The 25,979-nt window shown below is 72.1% G+C and carries 24 protein-coding genes and 1 riboswitch; of the genes, 4 read left to right on the top strand and 20 right to left on the bottom strand.

Features of this window, described 5'->3' with window-relative positions:
* Positions 1–5: 5 nt before the first annotated feature.
* The 9 genes from ACGFMM_RS05970 to mnmA form a co-directional block, all read right to left on the bottom strand.
* Positions 6–248 carry a hypothetical protein gene (locus ACGFMM_RS05970; protein ID WP_393643535.1) on the bottom strand — a complete coding sequence of 81 codons (243 nt, stop codon included), beginning with the start codon at positions 246–248 and terminating at the stop codon, positions 6–8.
* Positions 245–1,741, bottom strand: a complete 1,497-nt coding sequence (gatA, locus tag ACGFMM_RS05965; protein WP_393643534.1) for an Asp-tRNA(Asn)/Glu-tRNA(Gln) amidotransferase subunit GatA — start codon at positions 1,739–1,741, stop codon at positions 245–247. Before gatA ends, ACGFMM_RS05970 begins: the two co-directional genes overlap by 4 nt.
* 4 nt (positions 1,742–1,745) lie before the next feature.
* Positions 1,746–2,042 (bottom strand): Asp-tRNA(Asn)/Glu-tRNA(Gln) amidotransferase subunit GatC, encoded by a 297-nt coding sequence (gatC, locus tag ACGFMM_RS05960; protein ID WP_393643532.1) that lies wholly within the window; start codon positions 2,040–2,042, stop codon positions 1,746–1,748.
* Between the two features lie 122 nt (positions 2,043–2,164).
* Positions 2,165–4,345, bottom strand: coding sequence for a putative bifunctional diguanylate cyclase/phosphodiesterase (locus tag ACGFMM_RS05955; RefSeq protein WP_393643531.1), 2,181 nt, complete (start codon positions 4,343–4,345; stop codon positions 2,165–2,167).
* A 162-nt stretch (positions 4,346–4,507) separates the two neighbouring features.
* Positions 4,508–6,694, bottom strand: a complete 2,187-nt coding sequence (ligA, locus tag ACGFMM_RS05950; protein ID WP_393643529.1) for an NAD-dependent DNA ligase LigA — start codon at positions 6,692–6,694, stop codon at positions 4,508–4,510.
* A gap of 15 nt (positions 6,695–6,709) precedes the next feature.
* Positions 6,710–7,714: a methionine synthase gene (locus tag ACGFMM_RS05945; protein ID WP_393643528.1), complete on the bottom strand. Its 1,005-nt coding sequence runs from the start codon at positions 7,712–7,714 to the stop codon at positions 6,710–6,712.
* 64 nt (positions 7,715–7,778) lie between these two features.
* Positions 7,779–8,477, bottom strand: coding sequence for an SDR family oxidoreductase (locus tag ACGFMM_RS05940; protein ID WP_393643526.1), 699 nt, complete (start codon positions 8,475–8,477; stop codon positions 7,779–7,781).
* Positions 8,478–8,517: 40 nt separating this feature from the next.
* A complete protein-coding gene (locus tag ACGFMM_RS05935) occupies positions 8,518–9,057 on the bottom strand; it encodes a TIGR00730 family Rossman fold protein (protein WP_393643525.1) in 540 nt (179 codons plus the stop codon).
* 97 nt (positions 9,058–9,154) lie between these two features.
* On the bottom strand, positions 9,155–10,297 hold the full coding sequence (mnmA, locus tag ACGFMM_RS05930) for a tRNA 2-thiouridine(34) synthase MnmA (RefSeq protein ID WP_393643523.1): 1,143 nt from the start codon (positions 10,295–10,297) through the stop codon (positions 9,155–9,157).
* Between the two features lie 61 nt (positions 10,298–10,358).
* Between mnmA and ACGFMM_RS05925 the strand changes: the two genes are divergently transcribed.
* A complete protein-coding gene (locus tag ACGFMM_RS05925) occupies positions 10,359–11,009 on the top strand; it encodes an N-acetylmuramoyl-L-alanine amidase (RefSeq protein WP_393643522.1) in 651 nt (216 codons plus the stop codon).
* Positions 11,010–11,035: 26 nt separating this feature from the next.
* On the opposite strand, the gene ACGFMM_RS05920 is transcribed toward ACGFMM_RS05925, so the two are convergent.
* Complete coding sequence (locus ACGFMM_RS05920) at positions 11,036–12,199, bottom strand: cysteine desulfurase family protein (RefSeq protein ID WP_393643520.1); 1,164 nt, start codon at positions 12,197–12,199, stop codon at positions 11,036–11,038.
* Between the two features lie 246 nt (positions 12,200–12,445).
* Between ACGFMM_RS05920 and ACGFMM_RS05915 the strand changes: the two genes are divergently transcribed.
* Complete coding sequence (locus ACGFMM_RS05915) at positions 12,446–13,642, top strand: serine hydrolase domain-containing protein (protein WP_393643518.1); 1,197 nt, start codon at positions 12,446–12,448, stop codon at positions 13,640–13,642.
* Positions 13,643–13,650: 8 nt separating this feature from the next.
* On the opposite strand, the gene ACGFMM_RS05910 is transcribed toward ACGFMM_RS05915, so the two are convergent.
* From ACGFMM_RS05910 to ACGFMM_RS05865, 10 genes are all read right to left on the bottom strand, one after another.
* A complete protein-coding gene (locus ACGFMM_RS05910; protein WP_393643516.1) occupies positions 13,651–14,514 on the bottom strand; it encodes a thioesterase family protein in 864 nt (287 codons plus the stop codon).
* 23 nt (positions 14,515–14,537) lie between these two features.
* Entirely contained in the window at positions 14,538–15,227 is a 690-nt protein-coding gene (locus ACGFMM_RS05905; protein ID WP_393643514.1) for a trimeric intracellular cation channel family protein, read from the bottom strand.
* 190 nt (positions 15,228–15,417) lie between these two features.
* Positions 15,418–16,632 carry an ABC transporter ATP-binding protein gene (locus ACGFMM_RS05900; protein ID WP_393643513.1) on the bottom strand — a complete coding sequence of 405 codons (1,215 nt, stop codon included), beginning with the start codon at positions 16,630–16,632 and terminating at the stop codon, positions 15,418–15,420.
* Positions 16,629–17,621 carry an ABC transporter ATP-binding protein gene (locus ACGFMM_RS05895; RefSeq protein WP_393643512.1) on the bottom strand — a complete coding sequence of 331 codons (993 nt, stop codon included), beginning with the start codon at positions 17,619–17,621 and terminating at the stop codon, positions 16,629–16,631. The genes ACGFMM_RS05900 and ACGFMM_RS05895 overlap by 4 nt, the downstream gene beginning before the upstream one ends.
* A gap of 4 nt (positions 17,622–17,625) precedes the next feature.
* Positions 17,626–18,588 carry an ABC transporter permease gene (locus tag ACGFMM_RS05890; RefSeq protein ID WP_393643510.1) on the bottom strand — a complete coding sequence of 321 codons (963 nt, stop codon included), beginning with the start codon at positions 18,586–18,588 and terminating at the stop codon, positions 17,626–17,628.
* The gene (locus tag ACGFMM_RS05885) at positions 18,588–19,592 is read right to left on the bottom strand and encodes an ABC transporter permease (protein WP_393643509.1); all 1,005 of its coding nucleotides are present in this window, start codon (positions 19,590–19,592) and stop codon (positions 18,588–18,590) included. The genes ACGFMM_RS05890 and ACGFMM_RS05885 overlap by 1 nt, the downstream gene beginning before the upstream one ends.
* Positions 19,593–19,682: 90 nt before the next feature.
* A complete protein-coding gene (locus ACGFMM_RS05880; RefSeq protein ID WP_393643507.1) occupies positions 19,683–21,350 on the bottom strand; it encodes an ABC transporter substrate-binding protein in 1,668 nt (555 codons plus the stop codon).
* Between the two features lie 226 nt (positions 21,351–21,576).
* On the bottom strand, positions 21,577–22,326 hold the full coding sequence (locus ACGFMM_RS05875) for an enhanced serine sensitivity protein SseB C-terminal domain-containing protein (RefSeq protein WP_393643764.1): 750 nt from the start codon (positions 22,324–22,326) through the stop codon (positions 21,577–21,579).
* Positions 22,327–22,430: 104 nt separating this feature from the next.
* Entirely contained in the window at positions 22,431–23,171 is a 741-nt protein-coding gene (locus tag ACGFMM_RS05870) for an enhanced serine sensitivity protein SseB (RefSeq protein ID WP_393643505.1), read from the bottom strand.
* A 148-nt stretch (positions 23,172–23,319) separates the two neighbouring features.
* Complete coding sequence (locus ACGFMM_RS05865) at positions 23,320–23,985, bottom strand: AAA family ATPase (protein WP_393643503.1); 666 nt, start codon at positions 23,983–23,985, stop codon at positions 23,320–23,322.
* Positions 23,986–24,126: 141 nt separating this feature from the next.
* A riboswitch (glycine riboswitch) is annotated at positions 24,127–24,229 on the top strand.
* Between the two features lie 165 nt (positions 24,230–24,394).
* Between ACGFMM_RS05865 and gcvT the strand changes: the two genes are divergently transcribed.
* A complete protein-coding gene (gene gcvT, locus ACGFMM_RS05860; RefSeq protein WP_393643502.1) occupies positions 24,395–25,519 on the top strand; it encodes a glycine cleavage system aminomethyltransferase GcvT in 1,125 nt (374 codons plus the stop codon).
* 73 nt (positions 25,520–25,592) lie between these two features.
* Complete coding sequence (gcvH, locus tag ACGFMM_RS05855) at positions 25,593–25,970, top strand: glycine cleavage system protein GcvH (RefSeq protein WP_393643500.1); 378 nt, start codon at positions 25,593–25,595, stop codon at positions 25,968–25,970.
* The last annotated feature ends 9 nt before the right edge of the window (positions 25,971–25,979 follow it).

The following is a 25,979-nucleotide window of genomic DNA, read 5'->3' as shown; positions in this document are numbered from 1 at the left end:
CCCTCTCAGCCCAGCAGGACGTCGTCGTCGCCCAGGCGCTTCAGCTCGCGGTAGAGGATCGCGAGGCCGGTGACGATGGCGGCGGCGGACACGACGGCGTCGGCGAGCTTCAGCATGTCGTGCTCGGAGCGGGCCTTCTTGGCCTGCTTGTACACGCTGAGGGCGCCGAAGGCGGTGGTGCCGATGGACAGGTACGTGCCGGTCTTGGACTTCTTGAAGCCCTTGGCCTTGGCGAGTGCGTTGCTCACAGCGACGGTGCCTCCTCAAGCAGCGGGTGACCCCAGCGCTCGACGAAGGCGGCCTCGACTGCGGCACCCACCTTGTACAGGCGGTCGTCCTTCATCGCCGGGGCGATGATCTGCAGACCGACCGGCAGGCCGTCCTCCGGCGCGAGGCCGCAGGGCAGCGACATGGCCGCGTTGCCGGCCAGGTTGGTCGGGATGGTGCACAGGTCCGCGAGGTACATCGCCATCGGGTCGTCGGCGCGCTCGCCGATCGGGAAGGCGGTGGTGGGGGTCGTCGGGGAGACGATCACGTCCACCTGCTCGAAGGCCTTCTCGAAGTCCTTCGTGATGAGCGTGCGGACCTTCTGCGCGGAACCGTAGTACGCGTCGTAGTAGCCGGAGCTGAGCGCGTACGTGCCGAGCATGATGCGGCGCTTCACCTCGGGGCCGAAGCCGGCCTCGCGGGTCAGGGCCGTGACGTCCTCGGCCGACTTGCTGCCGTCGTCGCCGACGCGCAGGCCGTAGCGCATGGCGTCGAAGCGGGCCAGGTTGGAGGAGCACTCCGACGGCGCGATCAGGTAGTACGCGGCCAGCGCCAGGTCGAACGACGGGCAGTCCAGCTCGACGACCTCGGCGCCCAGCTCCTTGAGCAGGGCGACGGACTCGTCGAAGCGCTGCATCACGCCGGCCTGGTAGCCCTCGCCGCGGAACTGCTTGACGACGCCGACGCGCATGCCGGCCACCGAACCGTTGCGAGCGGCCTCGACGACCGGCGGGACCGGGGCGTCGATGGACGTCGAGTCGAGCGGGTCGTGGCCGGCGATGACCTCGTGCAGCAGGGCCGCGTCCAGGACCGTGCGGGCACAGGGGCCGCCCTGGTCGAGGGAGGACGAGAAGGCCACCATGCCGTAGCGGGAGACGCCGCCGTACGTCGGCTTGACGCCGACGGTGCCGGTGACGGCCGCGGGCTGGCGGATGGAGCCGCCGGTGTCCGTGCCGATGGCGAGCGGGGCCTCGTACGCGGCGAGGGCCGCGGAGGAGCCGCCGCCGGAGCCGCCGGGGATCCGGGTGAGGTCCCAGGGGTTGCCGGTCGGGCCGTAGGCGCTGTTCTCGGTGGAGGACCCCATGGCGAACTCGTCCATGTTGGTCTTGCCGAGGATGACGACGTCGGCCTCCTTGAGGCGGCGCGTCAGGGTGGCGTCGTACGGCGGGATCCAGCCCTCGAGGATCTTCGAACCCACGGTCGTGGGAACGCCCTTCGTGGTGAAGATGTCCTTCAGGGCGAGCGGGACGCCGGCCAGCGGGCCGAGCTTCTCGCCGGCGGCGCGCTTGGCGTCGACCGCGCGGGCCTGGGCCAGCGCGCCCTCGCGGTCGACGTGCAGGAAGGCGTGCACCTTCTCGTCGACGGCCTCGATCCGGGCCAGGTGGGCCTCGGTGACCTCGACGGCCGTCAGCTCGCCGGCGGCGATCTTCGCGGCGATCTCCGCGGCGGTGAGCTTGATGATGTTGTCCGTCATGGTCTTAGTCCTCCCCCAGGATCTGCGGCACCTTGAAACGCTGCTGCTCCTGGGCCGGGGCGCCGGAGAGCGCCTGCTCGGGGGTGAGCGACGGACGGACCTCGTCCGCGCGCATGACGTTGGTCAGCGGCAGCGGGTGGGAGGTCGGCGGTACGTCTTGGTCGGCGACCTCGGCGACGCGGGCGACCGCGCCGATGATGTCGTCCAGCTGACCGGCGAAGTGATCGAGCTCTTCGTCGCGAAGCTCCAGACGCGCCAGCCGGGCGAGGTGGGCGACCTCCTCGCGCGTGATGCCAGGCATGCAGCGATCCTCAGGGGTGAGTGTGTGTCGTTTGGACCCAATCCTAGGGGGCGGACCCTTCGGCATACGAAACCGATCCGCCGCAGGCCCTCGGGGCGGGCGGCGGATCGGCGGGCGGGACGTTACTTCACGGCCTGCCCGGAGGGCCGGTCGGCCGCGGCCGGGGGCTCGACGGAGCGGTGCCAGCCGTGCTCCCCGCGGGCCCGCAGCCAGGCCGTGGTCTCGCCGGGCGGCATCGCGGCGGCGACCAGCCAGCCCTGGACGGCGTCGCAGCCGAGGTCGCGCAGACGCTCCCAGGTCTCGTCGTCCTCGACGCCCTCGGCGACGACCAGCAGGCCGAGCGAGTGGGCGAGGTCGACGGTGCAGCGGACGATCTCGGCGTCCTCGGTGTCCACGGCGAGCCGGGCCACGAAGGAGCGGTCGATCTTCAGCTCGCTGACCGGCAGCCGGCGCAGATGGACCAGCGAGGAGTAGCCGGTGCCGAAGTCGTCGAGGGACATCTTCACGCCGTGGCCGGTGAGCCCGGCCAGCGTGTCGGCGGCCCGCTGCGGGTCCTCCAGGAGCACGTGTTCCGTTATCTCCAGCTGGAGCGCGCCGGCCGGCACGCCGTGCCGGGCGAGCCGGGCGGCGACGGCGCCGGCGAAGCCGGGGGTGTGCACGTCGCGGGGCGAGACGTTGACGGCGACGGGGACCTTCAGGCCCTGGGCGCGCCAGCGGGCGACCTGGGCCAGGGCGGTCTCCAGGACGTACTCGGTGAGGTGCGGCATCAGGCCGGAGGACTCGGCGATGGCGATGAACTCGTCCGGCGGGACCTTGCCGCGCTCCGGGTGCACCCAGCGGACCAGGGCCTCCAGGCCGGCGACCTGGCCGTCGAAGCGGACCTTGGGCTGGTAGTGCAGCTCGACCTCGCCGGCGTCCAGGGCGCGGCGCAGGTCGCCGAGCAGGCCGAGCCGGTCGGGGGTGTTGGAGTCGCGCTTGGACTCGTAGACCTCGACGCCGGTGCGGTCCCGCTTGGCCTGGTACATGGCGACGTCCGCGCGGCGCAGCAGGCCCTCCGCGTCGAGCGCGTGGTCGGGGAAGACCGCGACGCCGGCACTGGCCTCCAGGACGAGGGTGAGCCCGTCCAGGTCGAGCGGCGAGGAGAGTTCGGCGACGAGGTGCCGGGCGACGCGCTGGGCGCTGGTGGTGGAGTCGGCGACGGGCAGCAGGACGGCGAACTCGTCGCCGCCGAGCCGGGCGGCCTCGGCGCCGCGCGGCAGCGCCAGCTTGAGCCGGTCCGCTATCTGCAGCAGCAGCCGGTCGCCGGCGAGATGGCCGAGCGTGTCGTTGACCGAGCGGAAGCGGTCGAGGTCGATCAGGACGAGGGCGGTGCGCGCGCCCTCGCCCTCTGCGGCCTCCAGCGCCGTCCAGGTGCGCTCCAGGAGCCACTGGCGGTTGGGCAGTCCGGTGAGGGGGTCCTTCAACTGCTCCTCGGCGCGGGCGCGGGCGATCCACAGGGTGGAGTCGAGCGCGATCAGCGGGACGGCGAAGAGCGGCAGCAGGATGGGCAGGGAGGCGGCGACCACGCAGATCAGCGGGGCGATGCCGAGCAGGGCGACGGCGACCAGGCCCTGCCGGACCAGGGCGGTGCGGGCGATGGTGGGCAGCCCGCCGCCCTGGGGCGCCAGCGTGTACCACAGAAGCAGCCGGGTCACCACGAGGTACGCGCCCGCGGCGAGCGCCACCTCCGGGATGGCCGCGATCCCCCAGTCGAGGGGCTGCCAGGGTTCCTGGACGGTCGGCACGTCGCCGAAGGCGGCGAGGATCAGGGCGGCCGCGCCGATGCCGACCACGTCCGCGGCGCCGTGCAGCAGGCCCTGGCGCCAGCGGTGCCGGCGGGCCGCGCCGACCAGGAGGACGACGGCGAGGGAGACCAGGCCGGCGGGCACCCAGCCGTACAGCAGCAGGACGGCGAGGGTGAGCGCGGCGCCGGAGCCGGTGCCGCCCCACCAGCGGTCCCGGCCGAGGACGACCAGATGGCCGACGACGAGTGCGGTGAGCACGGCGAAGGACCAGCCGGCGGTGCCGTCGGGGAAGAGTCCGTGGCCGGTGGTGAGGGCGCGGTAGCTGCCAACGGCGAGGACGACGGCCGCGACGCCCGCCAGTGCGGCGGCCGGCGCGGAGCCGAAGCCCGCGTATCCCGCGCGCGCCTGCGGCTGCGGGACCGGGGCGGCACTCTCGGTCGGTTTCATTCCCGTCCCTCTCACAGCCGGCGGTGCCGATGCATCGCGATGGCCCGTCGGTCGTGCCCTCACGGCTGACATCCCACCACGCAGCCGTGCACGACCACGCGCACGTCTCAACAGTAGGACGCGGAGGGCTTCCACGGGCAGCGCTCTACAGGTCTTGCCCGAATGCGACCCGGCCACCCGTAACGATCTGGTATGCGCCGAACGGGTGAACCGGGCCGCCGGACGTGGACCCTGTCAGCCGGCCTCGGGCACCGGCACCGCGGCCTCGCGAGCGGCGTCCGCGCCCTGTTCCAGCAGGACCGCGAAGCCTGCCTCGTCCAGAACCGGAACCTTCAGCTGCATCGCCTTGTCGTACTTGGAACCCGGGTTGTCACCGACGACGACGAAGTCGGTCTTCTTGGAAACGGAACCGGTCACCTTCGCTCCGCGGCTCTGCAGCGCCTCTTTTGCGCCATCCCTGGTGTGGTTCTCCAGGGTGCCGGTGACGACGACGGTCAGGCCCTCCAGCGGCCGCGGGCCCGCGTCCTCGCCGGCGCCCTCGTCCTCGAAGCTCACCCCGGCGGCCCGCCACTTGGCCACGATCTCGCGGTGCCAGTCCTCCTCGAACCACTGCTTCACCGCGGTGGCGATGATCCCGCCGACGCCGTCGACCGCCGCCAGCTCCTCCTCGGTGGCCTGCTCGATGCGCTCCAGGGAGCGGAACTCGCGGGCCAGCGCCTGGGCCGCGACGGGGCCGACATGGCGGATCGAGAGGCCGTTGATGAACCGGGCCAGCGGGCGGGTCTTCGCCGCCGCGATGTGCTCCAGCATGGCCAGCGCGTTCTTCTTCGGCTCGCCCTTCTGGTTGGCGAAGACCGGGACGATCTTCGGCTCGCCCGTCTTCGGGTCGCGCTTGGGCAGGCCGCTGTCCTGGTCGAGGACGTACGCCCGGATGGGCAGCAGCTGCTCGATCGTCAGGTCGAACAGATCACCCTCGTCGACCAGCGGCGGCTCGGCCGGCTCCAGCGGGCGGGTGAGCGCGGCGGCCGCGACCATGCCGAAGTTCTCGATGTCCAGGCACTGGCGGCCGGCCAGGAAGAACAGCCGCTCCCGCAGCTGCGCCGGACACGTCCGCGCGTTGGGGCAGCGCAGATCGATGTCCCCCTCCTTCATGGGCCGCAGCGGCGTGCCGCACTCCGGGCACTCGGCCGGCATCACGAACTCGCGCTCCGTGCCGTCCCGCAGGTCGGCCACCGGGCCGAGGATCTCCGGGATGACGTCGCCGGCCTTGCGCAGCACCACCGTGTCGCCGATGAGCACGCCCTTGGCCTTCACCACGTCCTGGTTGTGCAGGGTGGCGAACTCGACCTCGGACCCGGCGACCGTCACCGGCTCGACCTGCGCGTACGGGGTGACCCGCCCCGTCCGGCCGACGCCGACCTTGATGTCGACCAGCTTGGTGTTGACCTCCTCCGGCGGGTACTTCCAGGCGATCGCCCAGCGCGGGGCGCGCGCCGTGGAGCCCAGCCGGCCCTGGAGCGGGATCTCGTCCAGCTTCACGACCACGCCGTCGATCTCGTGCTCGACGGAGTGGCGGTTCTCGCCGAAGTACCGGATGAACTCCCGTACGCCGTCGAGGGAGTCGACCACCCTGTTGTGCCGGGCGGTGGGCAGGCCCCACTCGTGGAGCAGTTCGTACGCCTCGGAGAGCCGGGAGATCTCCAGGCCGTCGCGGGCGCCGAGGCCGTGCACCACCATGCGCAGCGGCAGCGTGGCGGTGACCCGGGGGTCCTTCTGGCGCAGCGAGCCGGAGGCGGAGTTGCGCGGGTTGGCGTACGGCTGCTCGCCGGCGGCGACCCGGCGGGCGTTGAGCTCCTCGAACTTCTCCATCGGGAAGTAGACCTCGCCGCGGATCTCCACGAGGTCCGGGACGCGGTCGCCCTGAAGGCGCTCCGGAATGCCCTGGATCGTCCGGGCGTTGGGCGTGATGTCCTCACCGGTGGTGCCGTTGCCACGCGTGGCGGCGCGGGTCAGCCGGCCCTTCTCGTACGTGAGGTTGACCGCGAGACCGTCGACCTTGAGCTCGCACAGGAAGTGGTACGAGGACGCGCCGACGTCGCGCGCGACGCGCTCCGCCCAGGCGGCCAGCTCCGCGTCGTCGAAGGCGTTGTCCAGCGAGAGCATCCGCTCGCGGTGGTCGACCTTCGTCAGACCGGTCTCGTAGTCCCCCGCGACCTTCTGCGTCGGCGAGTCCGGCGTCCGCAGCGCCGGGTACTCCTCCTCCAGCGCCTCAAGAGCGCGCAGGAGCTTGTCGAACTCCGCGTCGCTGATGACCGGCTGGTCCTTCACGTAGTACCGGAAGCGGTGCTCCTCGACCTGCTCGGCCAGCTGTGCGTGCTGCTCCCGTGCCTCGGCGGGCAGGGCCCCCTGTTCGACAGCCACCGTTTCGTCCTCCCGTTACTCAGGGTTGTCCGCGAGCGATCTCGCCGCCCGGACGCAGTGAGCGAGCGCCGCCCGGGCATAAGCGGGCGAAGCGCCCGCCAGCCCACACGAGGGCGTGACCACGACGGACTCCGCCAGAGTCCCCGGATTCAGCCCCAGCCTGCGCCACAGCGTCCTGACACCCATGACGCTACCGCCCGGGTCTGACAAAGCCTCGTCGGTGGACGGCACCACGCCTGCGAACAGCTTCGTCCCGGCCTCCACGGCCTCCCCGATCGGCTCCTCGTCACGTTCGGTGAGGAGTCCGAAATCGAACGAGACGCCCGCCACGCCGGCCCGCCGGAGCAGCGCGAACGGCACGTCGGGAGCGCAGGAATGGACCACCACCGGGCCGTCGTGCACGCCGATCACGTCGCGCAGCGTGCCCTCCACGAGCTGCCGGTCCACGGCGCGGTACGTGCGGTAGCCGGAGGCGGTGCGGACCTGTCCGCGCAGCACGGAGGTGAGCGAGGGCTCGTCGAGCTGGAGCACGATCCCGGCCCCCGGGATCCGCTTGCGCAGCTCGGCGAGGTGGCCGCGCAGGCCCTCGGCCAGCGAGGCCGCGAGATCGCGGCAGGCGCCTGGGTCGCCGAGCGCCGCCTCGCCGCCGCGCAGCTCCAGGGCGGCGGCGAGCGTCCACGGGCCGACGGCCTGGACCTTGAGCGGACCCTCGTAGCCCTGTGTGAACTCCTCCAGGGCGTCGAGGTCCTCGCCGAGCCAGGAGTGGGCGCGCCGGGTGTCGCGGCCGGGCCGGTCGCTGATCCGCCAGCCGCTCGGCTCGACATGGGCGTACATCTCGACGAGCAGCCCGATCGTCCGCCCGATCATGTCGGCGCCGGGCCCGCGGGCCGGCAGTTCGGCCAGGTACGGGAAGTCCTCGAAGGTCCCGGTGACGGTCTTGGCGGCCTCCCGCGCGTCGCCGCCGGGCATGGACCCGACGCCGGTCGCGGGCCCCCAGGTGAAGTCGGTCGTCTCGCTCACCCGGGAAGCCTACGCGGGCGGACCGGTTCCGCCGGGCAGGGGCCTACCCGGCCCCAGGCATGGCCTACCGGCCCGGACGGACCGTCAGGTCGTTGATCTCGGCGTCGCGCGGCAGGTCGATCGCCGTGAGGATGGCGGTGGCCACCGACTCGGGGTCGATCCAGCGGGAGGCGTCGTACTCCTTGCCCTCCTGCCGGTGCACCTTCGCCTGCATCGGGCTCGCGGTGCGGCCCGGGTAGACGGAGGTGACGCGCACGCCGTTGGCGTGCTCCTCCTGGCGCAGCGAGTCGGCGAGCGCCTTCAGGCCGTGCTTGGAGGCGGCGTACGCGCTCCAGTCGGCGTGCGCGGTGAGCCCGGCGCCGGAGTTGACGAAGACCACGTGGCCCTGGGAGAGGCGGAGCTGGGGCAGGAAGTGCCGGGTCAGCTCGGCGGGGGCGACGAGGTTGACGTTGAGCTGCTGGTGCCAGGTCTTCGGGGTGAGGTCGCCGACCGCGCCGAGCTCGACGACGCCCGCGATGTGCAGCAGCGTGTCGATCCGGTCCGGCAGGGTCTGGTGGGAGAACGCCCAGGAGAGCCGGTCCGGGTCGGCGAGGTCTCCGACGAGGGTCCGGGAGCCCGGGAACTGGGCCGCGAGCTCCTTGGCACGGCCCGCGTCCCGGGCGTGCAGCACCAGTTCGTCGCCGCGCGCGTGCAGGCGGCGGGCGACCGCCGCGCCGATTCCGGAGCCGGCCCCGGTGATCACATGAGTAGCCATAGCGGCCATGCTCGCACTACCGGAGCGCCGCCGGGGCGCCGCCTGAGCCCTACCGGACGCCCACGCTCTCCTCCAGGTACGCCAGCGCCGAGACGCCGTCCTCGGCGAAGAACACCAGGTCGGTCAGGGGCAGCGGCAGGAAGCCCTCCGCGTCCATCCGCCGGAACTGCTCCTTCAGGCCGTCGTAGAACCCCGCAGTGTTGAGCACGACCACGGGCTTGGCGTGCTTGCCGTGCTTCTTCAGCTCCAGCACGTCGGTGGCCTCGTCGAGGGTGCCGGTGCCGCCGACCATGACCACGATCGCGTCCGACTTCTCCAGGAGCAGCGCCTTGCGCTCCGCGAGGTCCTTGGCGGTGATCATCTCGTCGGCCTGCTTGCGGGCCTTGTACGCAAGGAACTCCACCGAGACGCCGACGAGCCGGCCGCCGGCCTCCTGCACGCCGTCCGCGACGACCTTCATCAGGCCGACGTCCGAGCCGCCCCAGACCAGGGTGTGGCCGCCCTTGCCGAGCAGTTCGGCGAACTCGCGGGCCGGGCGGGTGTAGCGCTCGTCGAGGTCGGCGGCGGAGAGAAAGACGCAGATGTTCATGACCCCCACCGTAGGCCCTGCCTCCGACAGGCCCGCCGGAACTTCCTCCGCCGAATTCCGCCGGGCGCCGATGAGTTCCGGCGGCGGCGCCGGGGCGTTACGCGGGAGCCGGCGCCGTGCGGCGGACGGTGCTCGCGATCGTGCCGGAGCCGACGACGCGGGTGCCGTCGTAGAGCACGATGGCCTGGCCCGGGGCGACGCCGCGGACCGGCTCGCCGAAGGAGACCTTCAGCTCGCCGTCCACGAGCTCGGCGGTCACCTCGGTCTCGCCGCCGTGCGCGCGCAGCTGGGCGGTGTACGTGCCGGGGCCCTCGGGGGCGGCGCCGCACCAGCGGGGCTTGATCGCGGACAGCGCGGTGACGTCGAGCGCCTCGACGGGGCCGACGGTGACCGTGTTGTTCACCGGGGAGATGTCGAGCACATAGCGCGGCTTGCCGTCCGCGGCCGGGTGGCCGATCCGCAGGCCCTTGCGCTGGCCGATGGTGAAGCCGTACGCGCCCTCGTGGCTGCCGACCTTGGCGCCCGACTCGTCGACGATGTCGCCCTCGGCGCGGCCGAGGCGGGAGGCGAGGAAGCCCTGGGTGTCGCCGTCGGCGATGAAGCAGATGTCGTGGCTGTCGGGCTTCTTGGCGACAGCGAGGCCTCGGCGCTCCGCCTCGGCGCGGATCTCGTCCTTGGTGGTGAGGGTGTCGCCGAGCGGGAACATGGCGTGGGCGAGCTGCTTCTCGTCCAGCACGCCGAGCACGTACGACTGGTCCTTGGCCATGTCGCTGGCGCGGTGCAGCTCGCGGCCGCCGTCCTCGGTCGGCACGACCGTGGCGTAGTGGCCGGTGCAGACGGCGTCGAAGCCGAGCGCGAGGGCCTTGTCGAGCAGCGCGGCGAACTTGATCTTCTCGTTGCAGCGCAGGCAGGGGTTGGGGGTGCGGCCGGCCTCGTACTCGGCGACGAAGTCGTCGACGACGTCCTCGCGGAAGCGCTCGGCGAGGTCCCAGACGTAGAACGGGATGCCGATGACGTCGGCGGCGCGGCGGGCGTCGCGGGAGTCCTCGATGGTGCAGCAGCCGCGGGCGCCGGTGCGGAAGGACTGCGGGTTCGCCGACAGCGCCAGGTGCACGCCGGTGACGTCGTGCCCGGCTTCGGCGGCGCGGGCGGCGGCGACGGCGGAGTCCACGCCGCCGGACATGGCGGCCAGGACGCGCAGCGGGCGGGAGTGGGGGCGCTGGTGGCGAGTCTCAGTCATAGCCCTCCCAGGGTACGGGTCCGCGGGAACCCCGGGCACGGGAGAAAGCGTTGTCGATCACATGGGGACCACGAAGCGGGGTGGAGTCGGGCGGCGCGCGGTGCTGCTCGGCGGCGGGGCGGCGCTGGTGGGCACGGCGGTGCTCGCGCGGGACGAGCTGCGGCGGGCGTGGTGGCGGCTGCCGGGCACGGAGCGGAAGCGGGTCGAGGGCGAGCTGGATCACAAGGGCGCGCTGTGGACGTCGGCGGCCCGGGCGAACTGGCGGCGGGCGGACCGGCCGGACGACTTCGTGATCGACCGGGTGGTGATCCATGTGGTGCAGGGCAGCTACGCGACGGCGCTGAAGGTGTTCAAGAACCCCGGGCACGGGGCGGCCACGCACTACGTGGTCGGCAAGGACGGCCGGATCGCGCAGCTGATCCGGGAGCTCGACGTGGCGTTCCACGCGGGGAACCGGGACATGAACGAGCGCAGCGTCGGGATCGAGCACGAGGGCTTCGTGGACCGCCCCGAGGGCTTCACGCCCGCGATGTACGCGGCGTCGGCGACGCTGACGGCCGGGATATGCGCGCGGTACGGCATCCCCGTGGACCGCAGGCACATCATCGGCCACGTGGAGGTCGAGGGCTCCGACCACACGGACCCGGGCCCGCACTGGGACTGGGACCGGTACATACCGATGGTGCGGGCGGCGAGGGCGAAGCTGGGCTGAGCGGGGGCGCGGGCCGGCCGCCGGGCTCAGCTGAGGCCGGCGGTGCGGGCGCGTTCCACCGCGGGGCCGATCGCCTCGGCGACGGCGGCGACGTCCTCCTTGGTGGAGGTGTGGCCGAGGGTGAAGCGCAGGGTGCCGCGGGCCAGTTCCGGGTCGACGCCGGCGGCGAGCAGGACATGGCTGGGCTGGGCGACGCCGGCGGTGCAGGCGGAGCCGGTGGAGCATTCGATGCCGGCCGCGTCCAGGAGCAGGAGCAGCGAGTCGCCCTCGCAGCCGGGGAAGGTGAAGTGGGCGTTGGCGGGGAGCCGGTCGACCGGGTCGCCGCCGAGGATCGCGTCGGGGACGGCGGCGCGGACGGCGGCGACCAGCTCGTCGCGCAGGGCGCCGACCTCGCGGGCGTACGCCTCGCGGCCCTCGGCGGCGAGCCGGCCGGCGACGGCGAAGGCGGCCACGGCGGGGACGTCGAGGGTGCCGGAGCGGACATGGCGCTCCTGGCCGCCGCCGTGCAGCACGGGCACCGGGCTGTACTCGCGGCCGAGGAGCAGCGCGCCGATGCCGTACGGGCCGCCGATCTTGTGGCCGGAGACGGTCAGCGCGGCGAGTCCGGAGGCGGCGAAGTCGACCGGGACCTGCCCGAAGGCCTGCACCGCGTCGGCGTGCAGCGGCACGTCGAACTCGGCGGCGGCGTCGGCGAGTTCGCGGACCGGCATGATCGTGCCGATCTCGTTGTTCGCCCACATCACGGTGGCGAGGGCGACGGACTCGGGCTCGCGGGCGATGGCCTCGCGCAGCGCGTCGGCGTGCACCCGGCCGTACCGGTCGACGGGCAGGTACTCGACGGTGGCGCCCTCGTGCGTGCCGAGCCAGTCGACGGCGTCGAGCACGGCGTGGTGCTCGACGGGGCTGGCCAGCACGCGGGTGCGGCGCGGGTCGGCGTCGCGGCGGGCCCAGTACAGGCCCTTCACCGCGAGGTTGTCGGCCTCGGTGCCGCCGGAGGTGAGGACCACCTCGCTGGGGCGCGCGCCGAGCGCGGCGGCGAGAGTCTCGCGGCCCTCCTCGACGACGCGCCGGGCGCGCCGGCCGGCCGCGTGCAGCGAGGAGGCGTTGCCGGTCACGGCGAGCTGGGCGGTCATCGCCTCGATCGCCTCCGGCAGCATCGGAGTGGTCGCGGCGTGGTCGAGGTAAGCCATGGTGGGTCGATTCTACGAGCCCGCCGGGGGCTCCTCGGCTCCCCCTGGCCGGTTCGGGCCGTACCGGGCGAGCACCTGGGCCGCGGGCGCGAGGCGGTGGGCACGAGTCGGTGGGGCCACCCGGGCTTCTCCCCGGGCTCCGAACGAGTGGACTCGACGGGTTCGGAGGCCGGGGCGCAGGCCCGGCGGGAGCGCGGGTGGTGGTGTGGCGTCCGTTTCCCCCACCCGAGAAGAAGGCGTCCCGTCATGCGACGTGCTCGTACCCGCCGTCTGTTCGCCGCCGCGGTGCTCGTGGCGTCCGTCCTCGCACCGCTGGCGACGGCCCCCGCCTCCGCTCTGCCGTCCGCCGTGCCCGCCGCCGCGAGCGCCGACTGTCCGCCGGGCGGGCTGGGGCCCGAGCTGACCGCGCGGCTCGACAAGGCGATCGAGGACGTACGCGTCCAGGCCGGCATCCCGGGTGTCGTCGTCGGGGTGTGGATGCCCGGCAAGGGCAGCTACGTACGGGCGACCGGCGTCGCGAACACCGCCACCCGCGAGCCGATGTCCACCCGCGGCCTGGTGCGGATCGGCAGCGAGACCAAGACGTTCACCGTCACGGCGCTGCTCCAGCTCGTGGACCAGGGGCGGGTCGGACTCGACGACCCGATCGCCAAGTACATCGACGGCGTTCCAGGCGGCGCGAACATCACGCTGCGCCAGCTCGCCGAGATGCGCAGCGGCCTGTTCCCGTACACCTCCGACGAGGAGTTCTCACACACGCTGCTGAGCAGTCCGGAGCGGTACTTCACGCCGAAGGAGGTGCTGGCGTACGGGTACCGGCACGACAACACCTTCGATCCCGGTGCGCAGTTCGAGTACTCGAACTCCAACCTGGTCCTGCTCGGTCTTGTGATCGAGAAGGTCACCGGCCACCGGCTCGCCGACGTGATCCACAAGCGGGTGCTCCGGCCCGCCGGGCTGCACCGCACGCTCTTCCCCGGCGGGCCCGAGTTCCCCGAGCCGCACCCGCGGGGCTACAGCGACCAGACGCTGAGCGGTGCGGTCGAGGACGTCACGGACTGGAACCCCAGCTGGGCGTGGGCGGCCGGCGCGATGATCTCGGACCTGCAGGATCTGCGCCGCTGGGCCGAGGTGCTCGCCACCGGGAAGCTGCTCAGCCCCGAGACCCAGGCCGAGCGCCTGAAGACCCTGCCGACGGGCTTCCCGGGCACCACCTACGGCCTCGGCATCCTGGAGACCAGCGGCTGGATCGGGCACAACGGCTCGATCCCGGGGTACGAGACGGTGACGGTCTACCTGCCGTCGAAGAAGGCCACGCTGGTGCTGATGCTGAACACCGACACGAGAAGCCAGGGACAGGAGCCGTCCACGCTGCTCGCCCGGGCGGTGACGCAGGTGATCACCCCGGACAACGTCTACGACAGCTCCGTCACCCCGACCTGAGCCGTCCGTCAGCTCCGCGGCGCGCGGGCCAGCTGGCGGGACTGGGCGACGAGCCGGTCCGCGCTGTCCCAGACCTCGGCGTCCTCCTCCAGGAAGCCGCCGGCCAGGTTGCGCGTTGTGATCGAGACCCGCAGCGGTCCGGGGGCCGGACGGCAGCGGATGTGCGTGGTGAGCTCGACGGTCGGCGTCCAGCCCTTCAGGCCCAGCTCGAACGAGGTGGGCGGCAGGGCGTCGACGGTCAGCAGCAGGGACAGCGGGTCGGCGTCGCGGCCGTCGGCGAGGCCGAACCAGGCCCGCATCTCGCCCTTGCCGGACGGCGCGCCGACCGCCCAGCCGACGGTCGCCGGGTCCAGCTTGATGTCCAGCCGGTCGGTGATCTCGGAGGAGCCGGGGATCGCCGGCCGGGCCGGTCCGTCGGACGGCCCGAAGCACTGCTCGCGCGGCGGGATCGCCGGGGGCGTGGCGGTGGTGCGGACCTCGTCCGGGAGCGCGTCGAGGTCTCCGTACGAGGCGAGCACGCGGATGCGCTCGACCTCGGTGCCGTCCTCGGCGTACTGGAACAGCGACGCCTGGCCGGTGGAGAGGGTGCGGCCGGTGCGCACGACCTGCGTCCGGACGACCGCCGGGCCGGGGACGGACGGGGTCAGGTAGTGCGCGGAGACCGAGAACGGGTCCGGGTGCGGCAGGGCGTCGCCGAGGGCGCGGCCCAGCAGGGCCAGCAGATAGCCGCCGTTGACGGCGTGGATGATGGTCCAGCCGGCGGAGAGTTCGGCGTCGTACACGCCGGGCTCGCGAAGGGTGACGGCGGTGTCGCGGTCGAATTCGCTCGCGCCGATGAGGGCGGGGGTCGCCTGAGGTGCTGCCTGTGCCATGTCGTGCACGGTACAACAAACAATTACTGAGCGGTAGCTTTCCTGGAGGCGGCGGCCTCCTCCTCACGGGCGCTGGACCGGCGGTTCCACGCACGCGGGGCGCGCCAGTGGTAGCGCATGGCGAGCAGCCGCAGGGCGAAGGCGGTCAGCACGGCGAGGCCGCTGGTGAGGGCGTTCAGCACGTCGAAGCGGAGGAACAGTACGACCATCGTCGCGCCGACCATGGCCGGGACGGCGTACAGGTCGCGGTCCCAGCGGAGCAGCGAGGGCACCTCGTTGGCGAGCACGTCGCGCAGCACACCGCCGCCGACGGCGGTGGCCAGGCCCATCACGGCGGAGGCGGTGAGACCGAGGCCGTAGTCGTACGCCTTGGTGGTGCCGGTGACGCAGAACAGGCCGAGCCCGGCGGCGTCGAAGACGTTCACCCCGGTCTGGATGCGCTCGACCTCCGGGTGCAGGAAGAAGACGATCGCGGTCGCGGCCAGCGGGGTCAGGAAGTAGCCGAGGTCCGTGAACGCGGCGGGCGGGACGGCGCCGATGACCAGGTCCCGGAAGAGTCCGCCGCCGAGGGCCGTGACCTCGGCGAGCACGGCGATGCCGAAGACGTCGAAGTTCTTGCGCACGGCGAGCAGGGCCCCGGACATGGCGAAGACGAAGATCCCGACGAGATCGAGCGAGTGCTGGACGGACGGGGTGAACAATTCGTGGAACACGCGCCCCATTGTGACGGTGCGCAACGCCGGGACCCGCCTCGCCCGGCCCGGGGCCCGGGGGAAGCCGGAGCGGTGCCGCAGGCGCGCCGGCCCGGCGGGCGCGTCCGGCGTCGGCGCGGACGGCACCGCCCGGAAACGCCGAAGACCCGCCTCCCCCGGCCCGATGGGCGGGGGAGGCGGGTCTTCGAGGTCACTTCCCGGCAGCCTCGGGCGCCGCGTCCTCCGGCTCCGCGCCTTCGCCGGACTCGCCGGACTCGGCAGCCTCCGCCTCGACCTCGTCCGCCACGGTCACGTCGGCCTTCGCGGGCTCCTCCGGCTTCGCGAGAGCCACCGCGTCCACCGCCTCCACCGCGTCCACCGGCTCCGCCTGGGCCGGGACGGTCGCCTTCGGCGACTCGCCCTCCCGCACGATCGTGCCCTCGTGGATCTCACGGGCGAAGTGGCAGGCGACCTTGTGGCCGTCGCCCATGTCCGTCAGCGACGGGCGCTCGGTGGCGCACAGGGTGTCCTGCTTCCACGGGCAGCGCGTGTGGAAGCGGCAGCCCGCCGGCGGGTTCGCCGGGGACGGCAGGTCGCCGTGGAGCAGGATCCGCTCGCGGCGCTCCTCGACCTCCGGGTCCGGGACCGGCACCGCCGACATCAGCGCCTTGGTGTATGGGTGCATCGGCTCCGCGTACAGCGCGTCGCTCGGCGCCTCCTCGACCAGCGAGCCGAGGTACATCACGCCGATGACGTCCGAGATGTGCCGCACCACCGCCAGGTCGTGGGCGATGACCAGATAGGTCAGGCCCATCGACTCCTGGAGCTCCTCGAGCAGGTTGATGACCTGGGCCTGGATGGAGACGTCCAGGGCGGAGACCGGCTCGTCGCAGATGATGACGTCCGGCTCCAGGACCAGGGCGCGCGCGATGCCGATGCGCTGGCGCTGGCCGCCGGAGAACTCGTGCGGGTAGCGGGAGAGGGCGTTGGCGGGCAGGCCCACCTTCGCGAGGATCTCCTTGATCTTCTCCCGCCGCTCGTCCTGGTCCGCGCCGATCCCGTGCGCGGCCATGCCCTCGCTGAGGATCGACTCGATGTTCTGCCGCGGGTTGAGGCTGCCCAGCGGGTCCTGGAAGACCATCTGGAGCCGGCGGCGGAAGGAGCGCAGCTCCTTCTCGGACAGCTTGGCGACGTCCGTGCCGTCCAGCACCACCGAGCCGTCCGTGACGTCGACCAGGCGCAGCACCGCGCGCCCGAGCGTCGTCTTGCCGCAGCCCGATTCGCCGACCAGGCCGTACGTCTGGCCCGCCTCGACGGACAGCGAGATGCCGTCGACCGCGTAGACGTGCCCGACCGTGCGGTCGAAGAGGACGCCCTTCCGGACGGGGAAGTGGACCTTCACTCCCTCGAGTTCGAGCAGGCTCATGCCGGGACCTCCGTCGTGGCCAGGACCGGGTTGGCACAGCGGGCGCGGTGTCCGGCCTCGCGGGGTTCGGTCAGTTCGGGCGTGCCGGTCAGGCACTCCAGTTCGTACCGGTCGCAGCGGGGCGCGAAGGCGCAGCCGTCGGCCCAGGCGATCTGGTCGTTGATGGACCCGCGGATCGGGTGCAGCGCCTCGCCGCGCGGGGCGTCGAGCCGGGGGATGGAGCCGAGCAGCCCGTGGGTGTACGGGTGCGTCGGGTGGGCGAACAGCTCGCGCCGGCCGGCCGATTCGACGACCTTGCCCGCGTACAGCACGTTCACCTCGTCGCACAGGCCGGCGACGACACCCAGGTCGTGGGTGATCATCAGCAGCGCGGTGCCCTCCTGGTCGACCAGGTCCTTGAGCAGTTCGAGGATCTGGGCCTGGATGGTGACGTCGAGCGCGGTGGTCGGCTCGTCGGCGATGAGCAGGCGCGGGGCGCAGGCCACCGCCATGGCGATGAGCGCGCGCTGCCGCATGCCGCCGGAGAGCTGGTGCGGGTACTCCTTCAGGCGCCGGTCCGGGTCGGGGATGCCGACCCGGTCGAGCAGCTGGGCGGCCTCCTTGCGGGCGGCCTCGCCCTTCATGCCCCGGTGCCGCTGGAGGATCTCGGTGACCTGGATGCCGATGGGGACGACCGGGTTCAGCGAGGACAGCGGGTCCTGGAAGATCATCGCCAGGTCGCGTCCGCGCAGGTCCCGCATCTTGCCCGGGGACAGGTCAAGCAGGTCGGTGCCGTCGAAGTCGGCCCGGCCGCCGAGCGTGACGCCCTTGCGCGGGAGCAGGCCCATCAGGGCGAGCGAGGTGACGGACTTGCCGCAGCCCGACTCGCCGACCAGGCCCACGACCTGGCCCTGGTCGACGCTGAAGGAGACGCCGTTGACCGCACGGACGTCCTTGCGGCCGCGGCCGCCGAAGGTGACGGTCAGTTCGTCCACGGTGAGCAGTGGCATGACATCAACCTCGCAGCTTCGGGTCGAGGGCTTCGCGCATGGCCTCGCCGAGCAGGGTGAAGCCGAGGGCCGTGATGATGATGCCGACCGCCGGATACACGGACATCATGGGCGCGTTGTCGAAGAAACGCTGTGCCTGGGAGAGCATGACGCCCCACTCCGGCACGGCCGGGTCGGGGTTGCCGAGTCCGAGGTACGACAGCGCGGCCGCCTCGATGATGGCGGTGGCCAGGCTCAGCGTGGCCTGGACGATCACCGGGCTCAGCGAGTTCGGCATGATCTGGGTGAGCACGATCCGCCGCTTGCGGATGCCGAGCGCCCGCGCGGCGAGCACGTAGTCGCTGCCGCCCTGGGCGAGCATCGAGCCGCGCAGCAGCCGGGCGAAGATCGGCACCTGCACGACGCCGACGGCGATCATCACGGTGGTGAGCGACTGGCCCATCACCGCGGCGATGGACACGGCGAGCAGCAGCGAGGGCAGCGCCAGCATGATGTCGGTGACGCGCATGATGACGGAGTCGATCCGCCTGCCGGTACGTCCGCCGAGGGTGGCGGCGGCGCCGGAGACGGCGCCGACGACCGCGCCCGCGATCAGGCCGATGAGCATGGAGACGACGCCGACGAGCAGCGTCTGGCGGGCGCCGACGAGGAACCGGGAGAACATGTCCCGGCCCAGGTGGTCGAGGCCGAACCAGTTGTCGCCGCGCGGTCCGACGAACTTGCCCTGGTTGGGGAAGACTTCGCCGCGCCAGGTCTGGGCGGTGGGCCCGTGCGGCGCGACCCACGGTCCGATGACGGCGACGACGACGAACAGCGCGATGACCACGGCGCCGATGACGGCCATCTTGCTGGACCGCAGCCGGCGGAACGCCTCGCGCCACAGGCTGGCGCCGCTGGAGCTCTCGGTCTTCGCCGTGAGTTCGGCGAGCCGGTCGAGCTTCGACGTGTTGGTGGATACCAGGCTCATCAGTGCACCCGCACCCTCGGATCGATGACGCTGTACGCGAGGTCCACCAGGAGGTTGATCAGCACGTACACCATCGCGATGAACATGATGAAGCCGACCAGGACCGGGTAGTCGCGGGCGTCGATGGCGGTACGGATGAAGGAGCCGATGCCGCCGAAGGAGAACACCGACTCGGTGAGAACGGCGCCGGACAGCAGGCTGCCGGTGAGCAGACCCACTGCCGTCACCACGGGCAGCATCGCGTTGCGCAGGATGTGCCGGCCGCGGACGACCCGGCGCTCCAGGCCCTTGGACTCGGCGGTGCGGATGTAGTCCTCGCCGAGGACCTCCAGGACGCTGGCGCGGGTCATCCGGACGATGACGGCGAGCGGGATGGAGGAGAGGGCGACGGCGGGCAGCACCAGGTGCATGAGCGCGTCCCACGACGCGTCGAACTCACCGGTGAGGACGCCGTCGAGGACGGCGAAGCCGGTCACCTCGGTGGCGTCGAGGCCGGTGGACAGGCGGCCGAAGCTGGGGAAGAGGCCGAGCTCGACGGCGAAGACGCCCTTGAGCAGCAGGGCGAGGAAGAAGACCGGGATGCAGATCCCGATCAGCGAGCCCGACACCGACGCCACGTCGAGCCAGCCGCCGCGCTTGCGGGCCGCCAGGTAGCCGAGCGGGATGCCGACGGCGGTGGCGAGCAGCATGGCGGCGAGGCTGAGCTCCACCGTGGCGGGGAAGCGCAGCACGAACTCGTCCCAGACGGGCGTGCCCGTCTGCACCGAGGTGCCCAGGTCGAGTTCGAAGAGCCGCTTGAGGAAGCGTCCGTACTGGACGTAGAGCGGCTGGTCGAGTCCCAGCGCGCGGTTGATGCGTGCCACATCGGCTTCGGTCGCCCGCTCGCCCAGGATCGCTGAGGCGGGTCCGCCGGGCAGCCGGTTCAGCCAGATGAAGAGCAGAACCGACAGGCCGAGCAGGGTGGGTATCAGCTGGAGAAGTCGTCGTACGACGAGTCGCAACACCCCGCGTGCCCCTTTCTTGCGTGGAGGGTGGATGTGCGGACGCCCGGTCACGGCAGGAACGCGTGACCGGGCGGACCGCTTACGGGTGTGTTACTTGAAGGAGACCTCGGCGAAGTTCTCCTGCGTCAGCGGGGAGACCTTCGGCGGGTTGACGTCCTTGCCGAACGCGATGGCCGGCGGCGAGGAGGACAGCGGGAGACCCGGCAGGTACTCCATGATCGTCTCGTTGGCCTTCTTGTACAGGTCGGTGCGCTTGGTCGGGTCGCCCTGGAGCGAGCCCGCCTTCACCGCGGCGAAGACCTTGTCGTCCTTGAAGCCCCACTGCTTGTCGTACTCGGCGAACCAGGTGCCGATGAAGTTGTAGCCGTCGTTGAAGTCACCGGTCCAGCCGAGCATGTGCAGGGCGCAGGAGCCGGCCTCGGTGGCGTCCAGGTAGTCCGGGTTCCACTTCATCGGCTTCGGGGTGACCTTGACGCCGGCCTTCTCCAGGTCGGCCTTGATCAGCTCGAAGATGTCCTGCGGGGCCGGCATGTACGGCCGGGTGACCTCGGTCGGGTAGCAGAACTCGACGGAGAGGGCGCTCTCGCCGGCGGAGGCGAGGAGCTGCTTGGCCTTGGCCGTGTCGAAGTTGTACTTCTTCACGTTCTCGGAGTGGCCGGCGATGGTGTCGGGCATGAACTGGGTCGCGACCTTGCCGCCCTCGGGCAGCTGGGTCTTGACGATGTTCTCCCGGTCGATGGCGTGCGCGATGGCCTGGCGGACCGCGGGCTTCTTCAGCGCGGGGTTCTTCTCCTGCGACATGCCGACGTACAGCAGGTTGAAGACGTCGCGGGTCGGCACCTTGAAGCCGGCGCCCTCGAGGGTCTTGATGTCGGCGGGCGCGACCAGGTCGTAGCCGTTGATGTCACCGGCCTGCAGCGCCTGACGGCGGCCGTCCTCGGTGTCGATCGTGCGGAAGACCAGGTTCTTCACCTTGGCCTTCTCGCCCCAGTAGTCGTCGAAGCGGGTCAGGCTGACTTCCTTGTTGCCCTTGTTCCACTTCGTGACCTTGTACGGGCCGGTGCCGGCGACCGTGCCGGCCTCCTGGCTGTACTTGGGGTACGTGATGGCGTCGCCCTTGGCGGTCGCCGACTGCTTCGCGTACTCCTTGAGCGCCTTCGGCGAGTGGATCGCGAGGGCCTGCAGCGAGAAGCCGCCGGGCAGGTTGGCGGAGGGCTCGAGGACCTCGATGACCGCCGTGTTCGCGTCCTTGACCGTGCAGGACTTGTAGTTCGGCTTGGGGGCTTCCTTGTCCTCGTTGGCCTTGAAGCCGCCCATGATGGTCTGCCAGTAGTAGGAGACCGCGCTCGACTGGTAGGTGCCCTTCCAGTTGAACCAGTGGTCGTAGTTCGCGCAGACCGCGGTGGCGTCGAACTTCTCGCCGTCGTGGAACTTCACGTCCTTGCGCAGGTTGAACGTCCAGACCGTGCCCGCGGGGTTGCTGCTCCACTTCTCCGCGAGGCCGCCGACCAGCTTGCTGCCGCCCGACTCGTGCTCGAGGAGCGCCTCGAAGGCCTGTCGGGTGACCCGGAAGGTCTCGCCGTCGCTGGCGAGGGCCGGGTCGAGAGAGGCCGGGTCGCCGGGGGCGCCGAACACGAACGTGTCCTTCGCGCCGTCCTTGCCCTCGTCCCCCCGCTCGCTTGCGCACCCGGTGGCTATGAGGCCGACCGTGAGGGCCGCCGTCAAAGCCCGGGTCGCCCGGGACTTGAATATTCGCATGGGTCCACCCCTGGCTCGCCATACTGCGTGGTCTTGACCGGCCGAACGCTACTGGCGAGTGACAGCACAGAGAACAGTCCGCATAGCGGTGATATCAAGCTGAGACCCGGACAGTTGCCAAATCGGGCGGTTGCGGGACATCGCAGCGTCCACGCCCGAAAGCGGAGCCAAAACCTCAGCTCGGCAAGGCGTTTCGCCCGGACCGCGCACGGCGGCCCGCGGCGGCTCAGCGCGCCGGCGCGGGCGGGTAGCCGTATCCCGGCTGGTGAGACGGGCCGCCCCGGCCGGCGCCGTGCGCCTCGCGGTCGTAGAACGGCCGGGCGGAGGCCCGCAGCCACATCGAGACCGGGTCGTGGGGGTCGGACATCGCGACCGTCGAGACGGGCAGCCCGTCGGGCACGGCGCCCACGGACTGGCGCATCATCGCCCGCACCGACTCGACGGAGGCCGGCGAGGTGTCGTACAGGTCGAGGCCGATGGCCAGGTACGGCGAGCCGAGCACCGGCTGCACCCAGGCGCGGCGCAGCGAGCGGACGGCGGGGGTGCGGTGCGCGTTCTGGGTGAGCAGGGCGTAGAACTGCGGGAGTTCCAGGGCCGGCTCGGACAGCCGCAGGGGTCCGGCGGGCATCCGGTCCAGGCCGGTGGCGATACGGCGCAGATCGGCCCACGGGATGCCGACGCCGCCGCCGGGGGCGTGCGGATTCAGCCAGATGCCCCAGCGGTCGGGGTAGAGGGCACGGGCGATGTCCTGGCCGGTGACGACCTCGTGGTCGCGGGTCCAGCCGGAGGCGGACAGTTCCTGGGCGGAGGTCACGCAGGGCGCGTAGCCGAGGCCGTCGACCTGCATGTTTCCGTACTGGGCGTCGGAGGCGCCGGGCCGGCCGTGCCAGAGCAGCATCCACAGCCGCTCGCCGGCGAGGGCGCCGAGGAGCGCCTCGTACGCGTCGTAACGGCCGGGAGCGACCTGGCGCAGCAGGTGTTCGACCTGTCCGCCGGCCTGCCCGGTCCCTCCGGCCGCAGCGTCGCGCGACGCACTCACCCTGGGTTCCGCCCCTCTTCCGTCTGCCGTTTCGGCTTCGATTATGCGTACACGCGCTGGTAGAAGGGGCGCACCCTCGCCAGCATCCAGTCGGCCACGGGGTCCTGCGCCACGTCGAGCAGGACGATGTTCACCGGCCAGCTCACCGGGACGCGGCCGAGCGCCCGGCCGAGCGCGTCGAGCGGCGCGTCGCGGTCGACGCCGTCGTACACGGCGAGCTGGACGCCGATGAAGAGCGCGGGCTCGCCGCCCTCGACGCGGGCGAGAGCCCGGCGGGCGGTGGTGACGCTGCCGAGGGCGTCGAACTCGGCGGCCGCGGCGGAGAGGAAGTCGACCGGGTCGTCCTGCCAGTCGGGCTCGAACAGGGTGACCCGGCCGCCGGAGGCGGGGCCGTCGAGGGCGCTGCGGCCGGTGCGGCACAGCTCGGCGACGGCGGGCGGGGGCAGCGGGACGCCGACGGTGCCGCCGGGGTTCACGGCGAGGCCGAGCTGCGGGGGCAGTCCGCGGGCGAAGTCGCGGGCGGGGGCGACGGTGTACGACATGTGCGCGCCGACGCAGGCCAGGAACTGCTGCTCGGAGCTGAAGACGGGGACGTACGCGGCACCGTCTATCTCCAGGGTGGGCAGGTCGAGCGAGCGGCTCTGCGGGCTGCCGCCCTCGGGCAGGGGCACCCACACGTGGCTGCGCCCGAGGACCTCGACGAGCCGGGCCCCCGCGTCAGGGGCGCCGAGCGCGGCGGCGAGCGTCTCCTCCAGCTCGTTGCCCGGCCATGCGATGTCCACGTGCTTCCCTTTCGGCGGCGCTTCCTGCGGGCACCTTAACGTCGCGGACCGACAGCGCGGGCACGCTGCCCCCGATTCGGACGCGGTGACTTCTCCCACCAGGACCGCGCCGGGCCGCGGAGGGTTGCGCTCCGTTCCGCCCGGGTCGCTACGGCGCCGGGCGGAAGGCGATCCGGCGCAGGGCGGTGGCGGCGGGCCGGTCGAGCAGCGTGGTGGTGGCGCAGCCGGCCGGCGGGCGCTGCGACTCGGCGGCGGCGAGCAGCCGGGCGACGGCGTGGCGGTGCCGGGTGAAGGCGTAGCCGGAGACGCCCCGGCCCCGGTCGCGCTGGCCGGCGCGGGCGGTCTCGGGGGTGACGTCGAGCAGGATCAGGTGCAGGGAGCGGCCGCGCCGGCGGGCCTCGCGGGCCAGCCAGCGGCGGACCCAGCTCTGCGTGCCGCAGTCGTGGACGACCACGCTCCGGCCGGAGCGCAGGGCGGAGCGCAGTCCCGCGTAGTGCGCCAGACGTACCAGGGGGCGGTAGACGGCGTACGGCAGGAAGCCCGGCATCTTCGCCTCCCAGCGCTCACGCACGTCCTGCGAGTCGATGGCCCGGCCCTCGGCCGTCCGACGGATCAGCGTCGACTTCCCGCTGCCGGGGAGGCCGGAGACCACCACCACGTCGCCCTCCGCGAAGGCGAGCACGCGGGGGCCGCGGCCGTCCCGCTCGCGCAGATCGCGCAGGACACGGGCCGACCGGCGCCGGGCTGCGCCCCGCACCTGCTGGGCCGGTATTCCCGTTCCTGTCGCCATCGCGCCGGTTCGCTGCCAGGTCATCGCTACTCCCCCTGCCGGGTCCATCCAGGACCCTTGCCCACAAAGTGTAAAGAGACGGTAATGAGGCACAAGCGATTTGCCGATGAGATCCCGCATGCAATGATGTGCGCGCCAAGCGCACACAACCACATACCGGCCGCTCGAATCCGCGCGGGAGAGTCCCGGACCGGAGCAATCCGGACCGGGCGCCGAAGGAGCAAGACCCTCCCTTGAATCTCTCAGGCCCCGATACCGCGTGGATGAGGCAGATCTGAAAAGCGGGCCGCGTCGTCGCGGTCCCACCCAAGGTGCAAGCCGGGGATGCCCCCGGTGAACCTCTCAGGTTCCATGACAGATGGGGAGGATTGTCCTCACCCGTCATGCACGTCGTGCCCTGCACGCCACGCCCCTGGGACCCGGGAGCCACCCGATGAGCACTGCCCCCCGCCTCACCGCCCTCGATGCGCTGCATCGTTCGCTGGGCGCGACCATGACCGACTTCGCCGGCTGGGACATGCCGCTGCGGTACGCCAGCGAGCGCGACGAGCACAACGCCGTCCGCACCAAGGCCGGCCTCTTCGACCTCTCGCACATGGGCGAGATCACGGTCACCGGCCCGCAGGCCGTCGAGCTGCTCGACCACGCCCTGGTCGGCAACATCTCCACGGTCGGCGCCGGCCGCGCCCGCTACACGATGATCTGCCGGGAGGACGGCGGCATCCTCGACGACCTGATCGTCTACCGGCTCGGCGAGACCGAATACATGGTCGTCGCCAACGCCTCCAACGCGCAGATCGTGCTCGACGCGCTCACCGAGCGCGCCGCCGGCTTCGACGCCGAGGTCCGCGACGACCGCGAGGCGTACGCGCTGCTCGCCGTCCAGGGCCCGGAGTCCCCCGGCATCCTGAAGCAGCTCACCGACGCCGACCTGGACGGGCTGAAGTACTACGCCGGCCTGCCCGGCACCGTCGCCGGCGTCCCCGCGCTGATCGCCCGCACCGGCTACACCGGCGAGGACGGCTTCGAGCTGTTCCTGAAGCCGGAGCACGCCGAGGCCGTGTGGCAGGCGCTGACCGAGGCCGGCGCGCCCGTCGGCCTGGTGCCCTGCGGGCTTTCCTGCCGCGACACGCTCCGCCTGGAGGCGGGCATGCCGCTGTACGGGCACGAGCTGACCACCGCGCTCACCCCGTTCGACGCCGGTCTCGGCCGGGTCGTGAAGTTCGAGAAGACGACCAACGAGGGCCGCTTCATCGGCCGTGAGGCGCTGGAGAAGGCCGCCGAGCGCGCCGAGACCGCCCCGCCGCGCAAGCTGGTCGGCCTGATCGCCGAGGGCCGCCGGGTGCCCCGCGCCGGGATGTCCGTCGTCGTGGGCGGCGAGGTCGTCGGCGAGGTCACCTCCGGCGCCCCGTCCCCGACGCTCGGCAAGCCGATCGCCATGGCGTACGTCGACGCGGCGCACGCCGAGCCCGGCACGGCCGGCGTCGGCGTGGACGTCCGCGGCACCCACGAGCCGTACGAGGTCGTGGCGCTGCCGTTCTACAAGCGCCAGAAGTGACACTGAGCACGTCTCGTCCGGCACTCACTCCCCCGTTCACCAGCACTCCCCCGCGTACAGGAGAATTCAGGTCATGAGCAACCCCCAGCAGCTGCGTTACAGCAAGGAGCACGAGTGGCTGTCGGCCGTCGAGGACGGTGTCGCGACGGTCGGCATCACGGAGTTCGCGGCCAACGCGCTCGGTGACGTCGTCTACGCCGACCTCCCCGAGGCCGGCACCACCGTGGCCGCGGGCGAGACCTGCGGCGAGCTGGAGTCCACCAAGTCCGTCAGCGACCTGTACTCCCCGGTGACCGGTGAGGTCGTCGAGCGGAACCAGGACGTCATCGACGACCCGTCCCTGGTGAACTCGGCTCCCTTCGAGGGCGGCTGGCTCTTCAAGGTGCGCGTCGCGGAGGAGCCGAAGGACCTGCTCTCCGCCGACGAGTACGCCCAGTTCTCCGGCAACTAAGGACCCCTC

Origin of the sequence: Streptomyces sp. NPDC048604 (assembly GCF_043199435.1) — a bacterium.
Taxonomy (GTDB): Bacteria; Actinomycetota; Actinomycetes; order Streptomycetales; family Streptomycetaceae; genus Streptomyces.
This window is presented reverse-complemented; position numbering and strand designations above follow the sequence as displayed.